Source organism: Amycolatopsis sp. FU40, assembly GCF_021903635.1.
GTDB lineage: Bacteria > Actinomycetota > Actinomycetes > Mycobacteriales > Pseudonocardiaceae > Amycolatopsis > Amycolatopsis dendrobii.
Window position 1 is genome coordinate 6,927,269 of sequence record NZ_CP091381.1, and the last position, 15,022, is coordinate 6,942,290.

17 protein-coding genes are annotated in these 15,022 nt (G+C 67.8%); 12 read left to right on the forward strand and 5 right to left on the reverse strand.

Going from position 1 to position 15,022, the window contains the following annotated elements; translation table 11 throughout:
• Positions 1–134 precede the first annotated feature (134 nt).
• A complete protein-coding gene (locus tag L3Q65_RS32530) occupies positions 135–347 on the forward strand; it encodes a hypothetical protein (RefSeq protein ID WP_009084161.1) in 213 nt (70 codons plus the stop codon).
• A 748-nt stretch (positions 348–1,095) separates the two neighbouring features.
• Here L3Q65_RS32530 and L3Q65_RS32535 read toward each other — a convergent pair.
• Positions 1,096–1,641, reverse strand: coding sequence for a TetR/AcrR family transcriptional regulator (locus tag L3Q65_RS32535; RefSeq protein ID WP_182896472.1), 546 nt, complete (start codon positions 1,639–1,641; stop codon positions 1,096–1,098).
• A 611-nt stretch (positions 1,642–2,252) separates the two neighbouring features.
• Here L3Q65_RS32535 and L3Q65_RS32540 point away from each other — a divergent pair.
• Positions 2,253–2,861 carry a nuclear transport factor 2 family protein gene (locus L3Q65_RS32540; RefSeq protein WP_370648137.1) on the forward strand — a complete coding sequence of 203 codons (609 nt, stop codon included), beginning with the start codon at positions 2,253–2,255 and terminating at the stop codon, positions 2,859–2,861.
• On the forward strand, positions 2,858–3,472 hold the full coding sequence (locus L3Q65_RS32545) for a response regulator transcription factor (RefSeq protein ID WP_009084166.1): 615 nt from the start codon (positions 2,858–2,860) through the stop codon (positions 3,470–3,472). Before L3Q65_RS32540 ends, L3Q65_RS32545 begins: the two co-directional genes overlap by 4 nt.
• On the opposite strand, the gene L3Q65_RS32550 is transcribed toward L3Q65_RS32545, so the two are convergent.
• The 4 genes from L3Q65_RS32550 to L3Q65_RS32565 all read right to left on the reverse strand — a co-directional run bounded on the left by L3Q65_RS32550 (position 3,462) and on the right by L3Q65_RS32565 (position 7,007).
• A complete protein-coding gene (locus L3Q65_RS32550) occupies positions 3,462–4,679 on the reverse strand; it encodes an amidase (RefSeq protein ID WP_237597447.1) in 1,218 nt (405 codons plus the stop codon). The two genes, L3Q65_RS32545 and L3Q65_RS32550, sit on opposite strands and share 11 nt — an antisense overlap.
• A complete protein-coding gene (locus L3Q65_RS32555; protein ID WP_051171481.1) occupies positions 4,676–4,924 on the reverse strand; it encodes a hypothetical protein in 249 nt (82 codons plus the stop codon). Before L3Q65_RS32555 ends, L3Q65_RS32550 begins: the two co-directional genes overlap by 4 nt.
• Before the next feature lie 22 nt (positions 4,925–4,946).
• A complete protein-coding gene (locus L3Q65_RS32560; protein WP_182896399.1) occupies positions 4,947–5,453 on the reverse strand; it encodes a flavin reductase in 507 nt (168 codons plus the stop codon).
• Between the two features lie 96 nt (positions 5,454–5,549).
• On the reverse strand, positions 5,550–7,007 hold the full coding sequence (locus tag L3Q65_RS32565) for a PAS domain-containing sensor histidine kinase (RefSeq protein WP_182896398.1): 1,458 nt from the start codon (positions 7,005–7,007) through the stop codon (positions 5,550–5,552).
• A 135-nt stretch (positions 7,008–7,142) separates the two neighbouring features.
• Between L3Q65_RS32565 and L3Q65_RS32570 the strand changes: the two genes are divergently transcribed.
• The 9 genes from L3Q65_RS32570 to L3Q65_RS32610 all read left to right on the forward strand — a co-directional run bounded on the left by L3Q65_RS32570 (position 7,143) and on the right by L3Q65_RS32610 (position 15,007).
• Positions 7,143–8,264, forward strand: a complete 1,122-nt coding sequence (locus L3Q65_RS32570; protein ID WP_237597448.1) for an acyl-CoA dehydrogenase family protein — start codon at positions 7,143–7,145, stop codon at positions 8,262–8,264.
• 32 nt (positions 8,265–8,296) lie between these two features.
• Positions 8,297–8,677 (forward strand): hypothetical protein, encoded by a 381-nt coding sequence (locus tag L3Q65_RS32575; protein ID WP_182896396.1) that lies wholly within the window; start codon positions 8,297–8,299, stop codon positions 8,675–8,677.
• A gap of 13 nt (positions 8,678–8,690) precedes the next feature.
• On the forward strand, positions 8,691–9,962 hold the full coding sequence (locus tag L3Q65_RS32580) for a Rieske 2Fe-2S domain-containing protein (RefSeq protein WP_237597449.1): 1,272 nt from the start codon (positions 8,691–8,693) through the stop codon (positions 9,960–9,962).
• Positions 9,955–10,458 (forward strand): aromatic-ring-hydroxylating dioxygenase subunit beta, encoded by a 504-nt coding sequence (locus L3Q65_RS32585; protein ID WP_182896394.1) that lies wholly within the window; start codon positions 9,955–9,957, stop codon positions 10,456–10,458. Before L3Q65_RS32580 ends, L3Q65_RS32585 begins: the two co-directional genes overlap by 8 nt.
• On the forward strand, positions 10,455–11,198 hold the full coding sequence (locus L3Q65_RS32590; protein WP_237597450.1) for an SDR family NAD(P)-dependent oxidoreductase: 744 nt from the start codon (positions 10,455–10,457) through the stop codon (positions 11,196–11,198). The genes L3Q65_RS32585 and L3Q65_RS32590 overlap by 4 nt, the downstream gene beginning before the upstream one ends.
• A gap of 21 nt (positions 11,199–11,219) precedes the next feature.
• Positions 11,220–12,176, forward strand: coding sequence for a PDR/VanB family oxidoreductase (locus L3Q65_RS32595; protein WP_237597451.1), 957 nt, complete (start codon positions 11,220–11,222; stop codon positions 12,174–12,176).
• Between the two features lie 182 nt (positions 12,177–12,358).
• The gene (locus tag L3Q65_RS32600) at positions 12,359–13,684 is read left to right on the forward strand and encodes an MFS transporter (RefSeq protein ID WP_182896391.1); all 1,326 of its coding nucleotides are present in this window, start codon (positions 12,359–12,361) and stop codon (positions 13,682–13,684) included.
• 66 nt (positions 13,685–13,750) lie between these two features.
• Positions 13,751–14,320, forward strand: a complete 570-nt coding sequence (locus L3Q65_RS32605) for a helix-turn-helix domain-containing protein (RefSeq protein WP_237597452.1) — start codon at positions 13,751–13,753, stop codon at positions 14,318–14,320.
• Between the two features lie 72 nt (positions 14,321–14,392).
• On the forward strand, positions 14,393–15,007 hold the full coding sequence (locus L3Q65_RS32610) for an MmpS family transport accessory protein (protein ID WP_237597453.1): 615 nt from the start codon (positions 14,393–14,395) through the stop codon (positions 15,005–15,007).
• Positions 15,008–15,022: the final 15 nt, after the last annotated feature.

Genomic DNA, 15,022 nt, shown 5'->3' on the forward strand with positions numbered 1-15,022 from the left:
CCAGCTCACGCGCATCCTCTCGACCAGCAGGAACTTTCTCCGAATCCGCATTCACTTCTTGCGCTTCCTCCAGGGTTGTCCCGGGATGTCCGGTAGAGCGATTTTCTGTCGGTGGTGCAAGTTAGGCTGCAGGCATGAACACCGACGCACCCACCGTCGCCGCCGAAGATCTCGCCCAAGGCCAGTGGTTCTGGCACGAACCCGCTCCCGGCCTGCGTTCCTGGCCGCTGCAGGTGGCCACGGCCGAGATCCTGGAAGACGCAGTCCGCATCATCACCACCGACGAGGTCCGGGAACTGGTCTCGTACGCTCGCGACCGCCGGGTCCGGCTGGCCGTCGCCTCCTGAACTGAAACACCAACAGCACCACCACTGGGGAAATCTGGGGGACCGGGCCGCCGCGCACGCGAACGGCCCGTCCAATATGGACACCACGTCCGATGCCCCGGCTTTTCGGCCGGATCTCGCGCTGAATTTCCTTACATTTTCGGCAGAACCTGCTGCCCTGCACCCCGCCGCGCCCGTCCACGACGGTCACAACGCGCTCCACTCACTCCGCGATACTCGCCGCGCCCCGGGTCACCGCCGGCCACGCCACATCCACTGCGATCGCTGTCTCGGCCACTGGTTTCTCGGTGCTCCACTGCGCTCGTTGCGGCACACCGCTGCTCCGCGCCGGGATTGCCAATCCACATTGGCACCCACGACAGAATCGGCCGACTGCAGCGCCTGCACCAACGCACACCCGCGCAGCACACCGCATCACGTGGCGTCATCTCGCGCGGCATGCCTGCGGCGCATCGATAGTCACGGTGCCGTCACGTCAGACAATCACGCGGCGTCGTTAGCGCAACGGACCTGCCCCGATCGCCACGGAACCCTCACATCCCGCAACCATGCGGCACATCACGCGAAGTTGCCTAGCACAGCACGCTTGCCGCACGACCGCGTCGCGACCGTCGGCGGTAGCGCGTGAATCCGTTGCCCTGCAAGCAGACCTCACCAGCGTCGATCCGCCGGTTCTGCATGAAAGGCAAGCGCGACCGACCCGGTAAGCCACCCCCGCCGACCGTCGCTCGGCGCAATGAGCCGCGGGTCAGCGGGAAAGGACGCCTTGCAGCAAGACGTCCAAGAGGTGCCGAGCGCGGGTGTCCCACTCGTCCTCGTCCAGGCGCGTCAGGTAGCCGGACAAGATGAAGAAGTCGCGGGCGTCGATGTCGGGGCGGATGGCCCCTTCGGCCTTCCCTGCGTCGAGCAGGAGCGTGATGGCGTCGCCGAGCGGGCCGTGGCTTTCTTCGGACAGGCCTTTCCACACTGCGGTTTCCAGTGCCGCGAAGACGCCGCGCTTGACTCGTGCGTACTCGGTGATCCGGTCGAACCAGCGCGACAGCGCCTCGACCGGTTCGCTGGCAGCCAGCAGTTCCGGAGCCAGCGCGACCAAGTCCTCCACCTCCTGCCGGTACACCTCGGCAAGCAGGTCCTCGCGCGTGGGGAAGTGCCGGTAGAGCGTTCCCTGCCCGACACCGGCCGACTTGGCCACCGCGTTCAGCCGCAGTTCTCCCGAGGAGGCGATCGCTTCGCGGGCGATCTCGACGATCCGCTCCCGGTTCTCCCGGGCGTCGGCCCGCTGAGCCGCGCTCATCGCCGACGACCCGCACCAGTGGAAACGCACATACCGCCACGGTATCGCGGACCACACGAGAGCTGCATAATCTGCGGCCTGGCACGCCCGGCGGCGACCAGGCGCTCGCGGGGAGCATCTCGCTCGCTAACGACCAATCGGCAGCTGGGGAAACGGCGGCCCCGCCAATGTCCGGGGGCAAGAACAGCCGCCTTCACGCTCGACGGCGTCCCCACCCCAACGACCAAGAGCTCCCGGAGAACAGCAGCCGTTGCGCCCGCCGACGACCATGAGGCCCCGGGAACGAGCGGCGTCCCCGACCTTGACGACGAACAGCACACCGTTCCCGACCCCGCCAACCCCAGCCCAAGACTCCGAACAGGACGCCACCCGCCCAACCCCTTCTCCACCAACCAACCCCGCCCATTGATAACCCTCGCCCCCCGGTTAAAACACGCCGCGCATAACTCCCGGTTTCGATTGACAAGCCTTCCGGCCCCGGCAGAGGCTGATCACAAGCTGCCAGCGCCCGGAGCGGTCCGGTTACCCTGTCAACGAGCCGAAAACCGCACCGAAAGGCGAGCCCCGGCGCTGAAGCGTCAACCGTCACGAGTTCCCTAGTGAGGAAAACGATGTCTCTCGAGCACTCCGCACTGTCCGACAGCAGCCAGGACCGGCGGGTGGCCGCGTTGGAGGAGGCCGTCGCGGGGCTGGTGCGGCGGGTTGAGGTGCTTGAGGCCGAGGCGGAGATCCGGCGGGTGCAGGCGCGCTACATGTTCCTCTGCGACACGCCCTGCCCCGAGTTCGGCATCGACGGCGACGACGAGCGCATCGATCTCATCATGGAGCTCTACACCGAGGATGCGGTCTGGGAGGGCGTCGGCGAGTACTACGACGGACAGTTCGGGCGGGCCGAAGGCGCCGCGGCTATCCGGGCGCACTTTCAGCGGTTCTGGGGCGAGAAGAAAGATCCCGAACTTCTCCTGAACGCCCATTATCTCACCTCCGAGCAGATTCACGTGGACGGCGACGAGGCCACCGGGCAATGGATCCACATGCAGCCGTGGCTGTTTTCCGACGGGAAAGCGCTCCTGCGGTCCAGCCGGTTGAACAACGCGTTCCGCCGCGTCGGCGACACCTGGCGGATCACCCGCACGCGCACCGAAAACGTCTTCATCGCCCCGCTGCCGGAAGGCTGGGCCAGCGACTATCCCTCGGCCTCGGTGCTGATGAAGCCATGAGCGACGACCCGGTCGTGCACGTGGTGGACGACGACGAGGACCTCCGGCAGTCCCTGGTGTTCCTGCTGGAGAGCGTCGGCGTGCAGGCATTGACGTACCCGGACGCCCAGACCTTCCTCGACGAATTCGATCCGGCCGAACCCGCGGTCGTGATCGTCGACGTGCGGATGCCTGCGATCAGCGGTTTTCAGCTGCAGGAAAAGCTCGCGGAAATCGACTGCCCGGCTCCGCTGATCTTCTGTTCCGCGCACGGCGACATTCCGATGTCGGTCCGCGCGCTCACCGCGGGGGCGGTCGATTTCCTGGAGAAGCCTTACCAGGCCCAGCGCATGGTCGAGGTGGTCCAGACCCAGCTCATCGAGGCCCGCCGCCGGTTCGCGGAGCATGCCGAGCGGCAGGCGGTCCGGGCTCGGCTCGATACGCTGACTCAGCGCGAGCGCGAGGTGCTGCGACTGGTCGTCGACGGCATGCCCAGCCAGGCGATCGCGCACCGGCTGGGCACCAGCGTCAAAACCGTCGACGTGCATCGGGCGCGGATCAAGGCGAAGACGTCAGCGGACAGCCTGGGGACGCTGGTCCGCGACATCCTCACCCATCGCGTCACCGTTTGAGCGCGGTCTCCGTCCAGCGGCCGGTGACCAGCAGAGCGGTCTCCTCCCACGAACGGCCGACTAGCTGCAATCCCAGTGGCAAGCCAGCCTTGTCGCGCAGGCCTGGGACGGCGATGACCGGCAGGCCCAGCGCCTGCCACGGGCGGCTGAGCACGGGATCGCCGGTCGCGGTCAGACCGGGAGGGGCCGAACCGAGCGCGGCAGGGGCGAGGACGGCGTCATAACCGCCAACGACCTCAGCGAGCCGCGAAGCACCGGAAGCGACGACGTCCAGCGCGGCCTCGTACTCCGCGCGCGGCATCTCCGCGCCAGTACGCAGCAGTTGCGCGAGCGGGACGCTGAGGCGGTCCGCGGAAGCCAGCTCAACAGCGCGTTCCCGCGCCGCTTCGTAGGCCATCACCACGGGGTGTGCGGCAGTCAAAGCAGCGACCAGAGCAGAATCCGGGAATTCGTCGACCACGGCACCGGCGGCGCGCAGCCGGGAAACCGCAGTACCAAGCGCGGTCTCCATCGCTGGGCTCATGCCGGTCGGAGACCACACCAGCAATCGCGGTGCCGAGGAAGCAGCGGCCTCCGGCTCTCCCGACAGCGCTGACCAGGCCAAGGCCAGGTCGGAAACCGTCGCGGTGAACATGCCGTGGCTGTCCAGGCTCGGGCTCAGGCCGGTGACGCCGTCGACCGGGAACCGGCCCCGGCTCATCACCAGCGAGGCGACTCCGCAGAATGCGGCCGGTCGCGTAACCGAGCCAGCGGTCTGCGAACCCAAAGCCAGCGGGACGTGTCCGGCGGCAACGGCGGCGGCGGAACCGCTGGAGGAACCGCCAGGGGTGTGGCCGGGCGCCGCGGGATTATCCGTGGGACCGGGCGCGAAGAAAGCGAATTCCGTGGTGACCGTCTTGCCGATCGGGACCGCTCCGGCTCGACGCCATTCCCGGACGATCGAAGCGTCCACAGTGGCCGGTGAGACATCCGCGCGCAGGACGGAGCCGCAGCGGGTCGGCAGTCCGGCCAGGTCGATGATGTCCTTGACGCCCAACGGAACTCCGCCCAACGGACCCGTCGAAGCAGGCACGTAGGCCGACGAAACCCAAGCGGCGAAGGAAGCCGCCGCGATCCTCGAGCGCGCCTCCGCCACGGCGGCTTCCGGTGTCGTCCGGCCAGCGGTCAGGTCGGCGACCAGCGCGCGCAGCGACCACGGGCCGGTCACGGCTGGGTCCAGGCGGCGTCGGCGGTCCAGTAGTCCATGCCGCTCGCGCTGACCGCGTGCCGCCAGTCGGACGTCCGCCGCAGCAGCGGTTCGACGCGCGCGGTGGCCTCGTCGGCGGCGTCCGGGCCGTCGGCCGGGACCTGCCAGTGCACCCAGTCCAGTTCGCGGCCGTGCTCGTCGTGCACGAAGAGGTCGACGTGCCGCCAGCCGTAGCCGTGCGTGTCGTTGTAGCAGGTCAGGGTCATCCGGTCCACGGGTTCTCCTCGATCAGGCGCTGAGTGCGGCAAGCCGGTGGAAGCGGCGCTGGAAGTACACCAAAGCACCGCTGTCCGGCGCGGTCAGCACCTTCTCGATCTCGACGAACAGCACCGAATGCGACCCGTGCTCCTGTTCGCCGACGATTCGGCCGACCAGCGAGGCCGCCGCGCCGCGCAGGACCGGGGCGTCCTCGCTGTCGAGGTCCCAGCAGTCCCGGTCGAAGCGTTCGGCGGTCGGCACCTTGGTCGCGCCTGCGAAGTGCATGGCCAGGTCCTCCTGGCCGGGGCCGAGGACGTTGACGCAGACCTGGCCGTTGCCGACCAGGATCGCGTGCGACCGGCTCGACCGGTTCACGCACACCAGCACGGTCGGCGGGCTGTCGGTGACCGAGCAGGCGGCGCTCACCGTCATCCCGGCGAGGCCGTGCGGGCCGGCGGTGGTCACGACGTTGACGGCCGCGGAGAGGTTGGCCATCGCGGTGCGGAATTCGCGCTGGGTCCGGGTCAGCTCGGACACGGTGCCTCCTAGGACTGGGGCCGGGACTCCGCTGACCGTACAAAGCCGCACCGGTACCGGGATATCGAGAACTTCCCCGGCGTAGCTGAAGAATTCCTAACCCGGGCCGGTCGCGGGCAGTGCGAAGCCGAAGCGCGAACCGCCGCCCGCGCGGTGTTCGGCCCAGATCGTCCCGTGCTGGCGGGTGATGATGCGGTGGCTCAGCGCCAGCCCGATGCCGCTGCCGCGTTCCTTCGCGGTGAACGACTCGTCGAACGGATTGCGCGGGAAGCCGCGGCCGCGATCGTCCACGGTGACCACGCCGGTGTCGCCGTCGCGGCGCGTGGTGAGCACCAGGCTGCGCCGCTGCTGCGGGCACTGGGCCATTTCCTCGATCGCGTTGAAGCACAGGTTCAGCACGACCTGGCCGGTCAGCACGCGTTCGCAGTGCACGGGCACCGCTTCGCCCGCCCGGTCGAAGGTCACCTCGATCGCGGCCGGTTCAGCTCGCAACCGCACGAAATACAGGCATTCCTCGACGATCTCGTTGAGGTCGGCGACCTGCTCCACGTGCTCCAGATGCCCGACGAAAGCGCGCACGGACGACACGATCTGGCTCGCCCGCTCGATCTGCCGGACGGCGCTGTCGATGCCGTAGACGACGGGCGCGGCATCGAGCGTCCGCGACCGGACCCCGGCCAGGAAGTTGCCCGCGGCGGCGAGCGGCTGGCTCAGCTCGTGCGCGATCGCCATCGCCATGTCGCCCATCGCGGTGTAGCGCGCCAGGTAGTTCTCCCGGTGCAGGTCGCGCTCGCGCTGCACCTCGCCGCGGATGCGCTCGGACACGTCGTAGAGCAGCAACAGAAACGCGTCTCCACCAGGCTCGCGAAGCCGTTCGACGCTTCCTTCCAGCCACACCCGGCCCTGGATTTCCAGCCGCACCTGCGTGGCTGGCACCGCGCGTTCGCGGACCTCGTCCCAAGTGGCCGGACGGTCGTCGAGACGCAGGCCGGCGTAGTCGGTCAGGCGGCCGAGCGGCTCATCGGGCGTCGCCCCGAACAGCGCGACCGCGGAGTCCGTGGCGAACCGCAGCTCGCCCGAGCCGTCGAGCATCAGCGCGACCGCCGACGTCTGCCGGGCCAGCGCGTCCACCCAGGACGTGGTCAACCGCAGCTCACGCTCGATTTCCTGCTCGCGTTCGATGTCGCGGAACTGCACCATCACCGCCGGGCCCTGGGCCAGCTCGACCCGCGTGGCGACCGCGTCCGTCGGAATCACCCGGCCGGATTTCGTGCGGTAGTGCCATTCGATCCGGCTGACCCCCTTGTCGACCGCCTCCTGCAGCCACGCCCGCCCGATCACCCGGTCGTATTGCTGCGCGGAGCTGCTCATGTGGTTCGCCTTCAGCGGCCGCAGCTCGGTGACGCTCCATTCGAGCATCTCGCAGGCTGCCGGGTTGGCCCACAGGATGTTCTTCGTCGCGCCGTCGTGCACGAGCACGCACGTGCGGCTGGCGTTGAGCATCGCGACGAAATCGTGCGTCGTCAGCTCGGGCGCGCGCGGGTCTGCCTCCATCGGCTCAGCGTAAAGCCCCTGGCTGGCGGCTCGCACTGAAGAAATCCCCTACGCCCGCTCAGGCACTACCAATTCCCGCGCGCCGCCGTGGTTCGTACCGTCGGAGCGACCGCACCGGCATTCTGAGGAGCAGCGATGAGCGAAGTCACCATGGAGGAGGTGCTCGCCGAGCTCGCCAAGCGCAAGGACGAGTTCCAGCAGCAGCGCTACGTTCCGCGCGACTTCATTGACCGGCTCAAGCAGCTCGGCATCTACCGGGCCAGCACGCCGGCGAAGTTCGGCGGCAACCCGCTCCCGCCGGCCGAATTCCTCCGCCTGATCGAGCGGATTTCCACTGTGGACGGTTCGACCGGCTGGGTCGCCAGCTTCGGCTCGTCGCTGATCTACCTCGCCGCGCTCCCGCTGGACACCCAGGCAGAGCTGTACAAGGACGGTCCGGACGTGGCGTTCGCCGGCGGTCTTTTCCCGGTCCAGCCCGCCCCGGCGACCGAAACCGGCTTCCGCGTGGACGGCCGGTGGAAGTTCGCCAGCGGCTGCATGGGCGCGGACATCCTCGGCGTCGGCATCCCCGGCGACGAATCGACCGGCGGGAAACCGCGCACCGCGCTGCTGCGGCCCGAGCAGGTCGAAATCGTCCAGGACTGGGACGTCGTCGGCATGCGCGGCACCGGGTCGTTCGACCTGGTCGTACGCGACGTCGAGGTCCCGCGCGAGTGGACGTTCATCCGCGGCGGCGCGCCCATGGTCGACGAGCCGCTCTATCGCTACCCCACAATCGCTTACGCCGCACAGGTTCTCGCCATCGTCGGCGCAGGCGTCGCGCGTGCCGCGCTCGACCACGCCCGTGAGGTCGGCGCTGGGTACACCGGCGTCACCGGAGCGCCGAAGCTCGCCGACCGCGGCTACTACCGCACCGGGTACGCCGACGCCGAGGCCGCGCTGCGGTCCGCCCGTGCCTGGTTCTACGAGGTCAGCCACGAGGTTTGGGACACCGTCGTCTCCGGCGACGAGGCCACCGACGAGCAGAACGCCCAGCTGCGGCTTTCGTCCGCGCACTTGGCGAAGACGGCGTCCGAGGTCGTGTCGAAGCTCGTCGAGATTTCCGGCACCGCGCCGATCTACTCGACGCACCCGCTGCGTGGACTTCAAGGCGACGCACTGGTACCCAAGCAGCATGCGTTCCTGGGCCCGGCCATCCACGACGCCGCCGGCGCGGTTCTCATGGGACAGCCGCCGACCAGCCCCGGATTCCGCTGACCAGCCACCACCACGACGAGGAGTCTCCGACTGTGAGCACGCAGCCCCTGCGGGTGCTTTTCTGCATCGGCATCAACCAGAACTTCTTCGACCTGCCCGCCGACGACATCACCATCGGCGACGTCTGGCAGTCCTTCGTGTCCATGATGGACCAGCTGAAAGCGTTGCCGGGCATCACTTTCATCGGCGACATCGACGACGACGCGCACATGGTCGGCCCGTCTGACGGCTGGCCGTGGACCTGCTACATCCTCGCCGACGCCGACAGCCAGGAAACCGTCAAGGCCGGGTGCAACCTGCTGCGCACGACGGAGGTCGGCAGCAATGGCGTCAAACTGTGGCGCTTCGCCAAGATCGAAGCCCGGATCGGCCGTCCGCTGACCGTCCGCGAAGACGTCGACCTGCCTGAGTGAAATCGGAGAACTCATGACTGAGAACGCGAAAGTTCCCGCCGATTTCGCTGAGAGCCCCCGGGTCGCCGCCCGGCTTTACACCGACCCCGAAATCTTCGAGCGCGAGATGACGCAGATCTTCGAGCGTTCGTGGGTGTGGGTCGCGCACGAAAGCGAATTGGCGCAGCCCGGGAACTTCAAATCCACTTACGTCGGCCGCCAGCCGGTCATCGTGACGCGGGACCGCAAGGGCACCCTGCACACGATGCTCAACCGCTGCCGTCACCGCGGCGCGAGCCTGTGCGAGAAGCCGAGCGGCAAGGCCAACGGCTTCACCTGCCCGTACCACGCCTGGAGCTACGGCCTCGACGGCAAGCTTCGCGGCATCCCTTATCCTGACGGCTACGAAGGCGTGCTGGAAAAGGGCGAGCTGTCGCTGAAGAAACTGCGCACCGAGTCCTACGGCGGCATGGTTTTCGCGACCTTCGCCGAAGAGAGCGAGTCCCTTGAGGACTTCCTCGGCGACGCGAAACTGTGGATCGACCGCTTCATGAAGCAGGGCGGCGGCTACCCGATCAAGGTGCTGGGCAAACACCAGTTCAAGTTCCGCGGCAACTGGAAAATCCAGCTGGAGAACACCACCGACGGCTATCACTTCCCGATCGTGCACCGGTCGTGGATGGCTTCGGTGGACGCGGAAACCGCCGACATGATGTCGTTCATGACCGATCCGTCGGCGATCACGCATTCGCTCGGCAACGGCCACAGCGTCATGCAGATGGTGCCGGAACACTCCGATCTGGACGTCGACGACGGCACCGAACCGCTCCAGGGCCGGTTCGACCACGTCGTGGCCGAGCTGTCGAAGACGCTGGACGAGGCGCAGGTGCGCAAGGTGGTCCGGGCCATGCACGGCACCGGGTTCAACCTCAACCTGTTCCCGAACGTTTCGATGTCCGCGGCGTTTTTCCGCGTGCTGCGGCCGATTTCGGTCAACGAGACGCTGATCGAACACGTCGCGATCGGTCCCGACGGACCGCCGGAACTGGACGTGGTCAACCGCGAACGGCTGCGCATCCACGAACACTTCCAGGGCCCGTTCGGCTTCGGCACACCCGACGACGCCGAGGGCTGGGACCGCGTGCAGCGCGGGGCGCACGGCGGCCCGGACCTGCCGATCCTGGTCAACCGCGGACTCGCGCGGGAGAAGGCGAGCCCCGAAGGCTGGCCGACCTCGCACGTCACCGACGAAACCGGCATGCGCGCCGCGTACGCCCAGTGGAAGGAGATGATGGGCGATGACTGAAACCATCCCCGTCACGGACCCTCGCGTCGCGCGCGCCGTCGAGCTGGTCAACCGCGAGGCGGAACTGCTCGACCGCACGGAATACCACGAGTGGGAGAAGCTGTTCTCCGAAGACGGCATTTACGTCATCCCGATCGACCGGGAAACCGACGATTTCGCCGGCTCGCTGAACATGGTCTACGACGACGCGCGAATGCGGCAGATGCGCGTCGCGCGGATGACCGAGGGCTACGCACTCGCCGCTGTCGATTCCGCCCGCACCGTGCGAACGGTGTCGCGCTTCGTGCCGGAATCCGTCTCCGACGAAGAGGTCGTACTGCGTTCGGCACAGATCCTGGTCGCCTACAAGCGAGGCAACCACGACCTGTGGGCTGCGGATCTGGTGCACCGCATCCGGTTTTCTCCGGAAGGCCCCGAAGGCGACCGGATCGCGTTGAAGGTCGTCCGGCTGGTCAACAGCGACGAAGCCGTTCCGGCCGCGGGATTCCTGCTGTGAGCGCGCCGGAGGAGCCGCACGTCGCGGTAGTCACCGGTGGTGCGAACGGGCTCGGCGAAGCGATCGTCCGGCAGCTGCACGCCGAGGGTTACCGCGTCGCGATCGTGGACGTCAACGGAGAAGCGGCCGAAAAGCTTGCCGCCGCCCTTGGCAACTGCCGCGGCTACGCGGTCGACGTACGGGACCGGGCGGCGCTCGCGCAACTGAAGGACGACGTCGTCCGCGATTTCGGCAGTGTGCAGGTGCTGGTCAACAACGCGGCCCGCACTCAGGCCGCCCCGCTGATGGAGATCACCCCGGAAGACCTCGACGCGGTCCTCGCGGTCAACTTCACCGGCACGTTCACCGCCTGCCAGATCTTCGGCGCGTACTTCGCCGAGCAGGGCTACGGGCGGATCGTGAACATGGCGTCGCTGGCAGGCCAGAACGGCGGCACCGCGACCGGCGGGCACTACGCGTCGTCCAAGGGCGCGATCATGTCCGCGACCAAGGTGTTCGCGCGCGAACTCGCCTCGCGCGGGGTCACCGTGAACTCCGTGTCCCCCGGCCCGTTGGACAGCCCGATGGTGCATTCGATCGTCGGCGAGGACAACCTCGAGGCCTTCACGAAGAACATCCCCGTCGGACGGCTCGGCGACCCGGCGTTCATCGCTCGGATGGTGTCGCTGCTCGCCTCGCCCGGCGCGGCCTCGGTCACCGGGGCCTGCTGGGACGCCAACGGCGGCCTTTACCTGCGCTGAACCGCTTGAAACGGAGAGCCGATGCCGAACACCGTGGTCCGCGTGGCCGAGGTCGTCGAGGAAGCGCCCGGAATCCGGGCGCTTCGCCTCGTGCGCGCCGACGGCCTGCCGTTCGACCCGCATCCCGCCGGTGCGCACGTCGACGTCACCGGCCCGACCGGGATCCTGCGCCAGTATTCGCTGTGCGGGCGGCCGGACGACACGTCGTCGCTGCTGATCGCGGTGAAACGGGAGCCGGATTCGCGGGGCGGTTCCGAGGCGCTACACGCGGTCGCGGAGAACGACAAGCTCGAGATCGGCGAGTCCCGGAACCTGCTTTCGCTGGCTCCGGACGCCGAGCGGCACGTGCTGATCGCGGGCGGCATCGGCATTACTCCGTTGCTGAGCCTGGCTTATCAGCTGCACGCGGACGGTGCGGAATTCGAACTGCACTACTTCGCGCGCAGCCGGGAGTCAGCGGCTTTTGTTTCCCTGCTTGAAGAACGAGCGGAATTCCGGGATCGAGTGCTGCTGTATTTCGGCGTACCGCGCGACGAGCAGCCCGCTGTGCTCACGGAAGTGGCGGCTGGACTCGGCTCCTGCGGGCACGTCTACACCTGCGGTCCGGAAGGGTTCATGGAGCAGGTCACCGGCGTGTTCGCGCCGGTGGTCGGCGAAACGCGGGTGCACGTCGAACATTTCACCGCGGCCGAGGTCGACACGAGCGGCGACCAGCCGTTCACCGTCGAACTCGACACCGGCGAGGTGTTCGAGATCCCGGCCGACCGGTCGATCCTGTCGGTGCTGACCGACAACGGGATCGAGGTGTTCAAATCGTGCGAGGAAGGCATCTGCGGTTCGTGCGTCTCCGGGGTGCTGGAAGGCACGCCGGAACACCGCGACCAGTGTCTTTCGGCCAGCGACAAGGCTTCCGGCGACCAGATGGCGTTGTGCGTGTCGCGGGCCCGCTCCGAAAAACTGGTGATCGAACTGTACTGAGCCACCGGCGGCCGGAATCCCCGGGATTCCGGCTGTCGCGTCTATTAATTGATCGATTTTATTTATCAATCCGCCGCAAATCGGACTTTGCCTCCTTCGTCACGCTTTCCCTAAGCTGTGTCCACCGTTTCCCCACCACCGGACACTCCGCGCATTCCGCGCGAGACGACGAAAGGCCTGCCATGGCCAAGCGCGACGAAGCGCACTCTCCCGGCGTGCTGCGGCTCGGATTCGCCGCCGGCGTCGGCACTTCCCTGGAAATGTACGATTTCTCGATCTACGGCACCGCGGCGGCGCTGGTGTTCGGATCGGTGTTCTTCAAAACCGGCAACGCCTGGTTCGGCACCTTCATGAGCCTCGCGACCTTCGCCATCGGTTTCGTGATGGCCCCGCTCGGCGCGGCGCTTTTCGGCTGGCTCGGCGACCGCCGAGGCCGCCGCACCGCGCTGTACGCCGCGTTTCTGCTGATGGGTTTCGCGACGCTGGGCATGGGCGTGCTCCCGCCGTACGCGGTGATCGGCATCGCCGCGCCGCTGCTGCTCGTCGGACTGCGCCTGCTGCACGGTGCCGCCCGCGGCGGGGAAAGCGCCGGCGCGGCCGTCTTCGCCGTTGAACACGCCCCGGAAAAACGGCGCGGCCTCTACGGTTCCTTCGTCGCACTAGGCTCACCGATCGGGGTCGTGCTGGCGAACCTGGCTTTCGCACTGGTTCTCCTGCTGCCCAACGACGACATCATGAGCTGGGGCTGGCGTCTCCCGTTCCTCGCCGGCGGCATCGTGCTGGCGATCGGCATCTGGGTCCGCCGCGGCGTTTCGGAAAGCCCGGAATTCGAGAAAATGGCCGCCGCGGAAACACGCGCGAAAAAGCCGCTCGCCGACGTACTCCGCTCGAATTGGCGACGGCTGCTGCTGATCGCCGGGGCGAACCTCGGACTCACCGCCTGCACGTTCGCGCTGGTCACGTTCATGCTTTCGTACGCGACCGCCGCCGCCCCGGAAGGCCTCGGCCTCCCGCGCGCCCCGATCGTCACCATTTCGACGATCACCCTGCTGTGCCACGCCGCGGCGAACGTCGGAGCCGCCTGGCTGTCCGACCGGATCGGCCGCAAACCGGTGATGCTGACCGGCTCGGTCCTGTCGATCATCGCCGCGCTCGTGATGTTCCCGATCGCGTCGGCGGGCACCATCAGCTCGGTATTCGTCGCGTTGCTCTTGGGTTTCACCGCCACCGGAATCCTCTTTGGACCGATGTACACCTGGTTCGCCGAACTGTTCCCGCGCGAGCAGCGACAGTCCGGCCTCGGCGTGGGCTACCACGTCGGCGCGGTGCTGGGCGGCGGCCTTTCCCCGATGATCGCCAACCGGATCGTGGCCGCGACCGGCGACGCCCTCGCGGTCGGCTACTACCTGGCCGCGCTGCTCGTGCTGAGCCTGGTCTGCCTGCTGATCCTCCCGGAAACCGCCCCCGCGCGGCGTGCCGCGAAACCGGCTCCCGAACTGGTCAGCTGACGCGGGCTCGGGAGTGGCGGTGCCGGTTCTAACCGGCACCGCCACTCCCGAGTAAGACTAGGCACCATGCGTGAGATCGACGAAGTCCTGGACGCGGTCGGCCCCCGGTTGCGAACCCTGCGCAACCGGCGCGGCATCACCCTTGCCGACCTGTCAGCGGAGACCGGCATCTCGGAAAGCACCCTGTCCCGCCTGGAAAACGGCCAGCGCCGGGCCAATCTGGAACTGCTGCTGCCGCTCTCGCGCGCCTACGACGTGCCGATCGACGACCTGGTCGGCGCGCCCCGCGCCGGCGACCCGCGCGTCCACCTGCGCCCGATCCACCAGCATGGGATGACTTATGTGCCGCTGACCCGGCGACCGGGCGGCGTGCACGCGTACAAAATGCTCATCCCCGGCCGCTCGGCCGAACCCGCTTTGAAAACCCACAGCGGTTACGAATGGCTGTACGTCCTCAACGGCCGCCTCCGCCTGATCGTGGGCGCGAAGGACCTGACCGTCCCGCCCGGCGAGGCAGCGGAGTTCGACACGACGGAACCGCATTGGCTCGGCTCAGCCGACGGCGGCGCGGTCGAACTGCTGATCCTCTTCGGACTCCAAGGCGAGCGAGTGCACGTGGAACCGCGCCCGAATTGATTACGGACATCGCGTAACACTCGTGGCGATCAGTGCGACCTGTTTGTGCACGTTCGATCACGAAAGGCTCGCATGTCCGCCCCTGACTATCCTCAGCCGCCCGCGCCCTATCCGACCCCGCCCGCCCAGCCGAAGAACGGCCTCGGCACCGCCGGGTTCGTGCTCGGATTGCTCGGCCTGATCTTCTCGTTCATCCCCGTCATCGGGCTCGTCGCGTGGCCGCTGGTGATCCTCGGGATCATCTTCTCCGCGCTCGGCTTCGTCCGGAGCCGGTCCGGAAAGGCCACGAACAAGGGCCTCTCCATCGCCGGTCTCGTGCTGTCGGTGATCGGCCTGGTGCTGTGCATCATCTGGCTCGCGACGGCCGCCAAGGTGGTCAACGAGGTCAACAACGAAGCGAACCGCACCGTGACGGTCCACTACGAGGTCTCCGGCACCGCGAAGGACGCCTCGATCACCTACACCACCTTCGGCGACGGCAGCGCGTCCACCAACCAGGAGCAGCCGAAGGCCCTGCCGTGGTCGAAAGACATCTCCACGAAAGGCCTGCTCAAGGGCGGCTCCCTGTCGGTGACCACCGGCACCGAGGGCGGAGAGGTGACCTGCAAGGTCACCGTGGACGGCAAGGAAACCAAGACGGCTAAGGCGTCGGGCAACTTCGCGACCGCCTCCTGCGACGGCTTCTGACTGGTGCGGAGAAGG

Bases quoted from the DNA above. Each gene is read 5' to 3' on its own strand.
- L3Q65_RS32530 (WP_009084161.1), top strand. From the start codon at position 135: ATGAACACCGACGCACCCACCGTCGCCGCCGAAGATCTCGCCCAAGGC.
- L3Q65_RS32535 (WP_182896472.1), bottom strand. From the start codon at position 1,641: ATGAGCGCGGCTCAGCGGGCCGACGCCCGGGAGAACCGGGAGCGGATC.
- L3Q65_RS32540 (WP_370648137.1), top strand. From the start codon at position 2,253: ATGTCTCTCGAGCACTCCGCACTGTCCGACAGCAGCCAGGACCGGCGG.
- L3Q65_RS32545 (WP_009084166.1), top strand. From the start codon at position 2,858: ATGAGCGACGACCCGGTCGTGCACGTGGTGGACGACGACGAGGACCTC.
- L3Q65_RS32555 (WP_051171481.1), bottom strand. From the start codon at position 4,924: ATGACCCTGACCTGCTACAACGACACGCACGGCTACGGCTGGCGGCAC.
- L3Q65_RS32565 (WP_182896398.1), bottom strand. From the start codon at position 7,007: ATGGAGGCAGACCCGCGCGCGCCCGAGCTGACGACGCACGATTTCGTC.
- L3Q65_RS32570 (WP_237597448.1), top strand. From the start codon at position 7,143: ATGAGCGAAGTCACCATGGAGGAGGTGCTCGCCGAGCTCGCCAAGCGC.
- L3Q65_RS32580 (WP_237597449.1), top strand. From the start codon at position 8,691: ATGACTGAGAACGCGAAAGTTCCCGCCGATTTCGCTGAGAGCCCCCGG.
- L3Q65_RS32585 (WP_182896394.1), top strand. From the start codon at position 9,955: ATGACTGAAACCATCCCCGTCACGGACCCTCGCGTCGCGCGCGCCGTC.
- L3Q65_RS32595 (WP_237597451.1), top strand. From the start codon at position 11,220: ATGCCGAACACCGTGGTCCGCGTGGCCGAGGTCGTCGAGGAAGCGCCC.
- L3Q65_RS32600 (WP_182896391.1), top strand. From the start codon at position 12,359: ATGGCCAAGCGCGACGAAGCGCACTCTCCCGGCGTGCTGCGGCTCGGA.
- L3Q65_RS32605 (WP_237597452.1), top strand. From the start codon at position 13,751: ATGCGTGAGATCGACGAAGTCCTGGACGCGGTCGGCCCCCGGTTGCGA.
- L3Q65_RS32610 (WP_237597453.1), top strand. From the start codon at position 14,393: ATGTCCGCCCCTGACTATCCTCAGCCGCCCGCGCCCTATCCGACCCCG.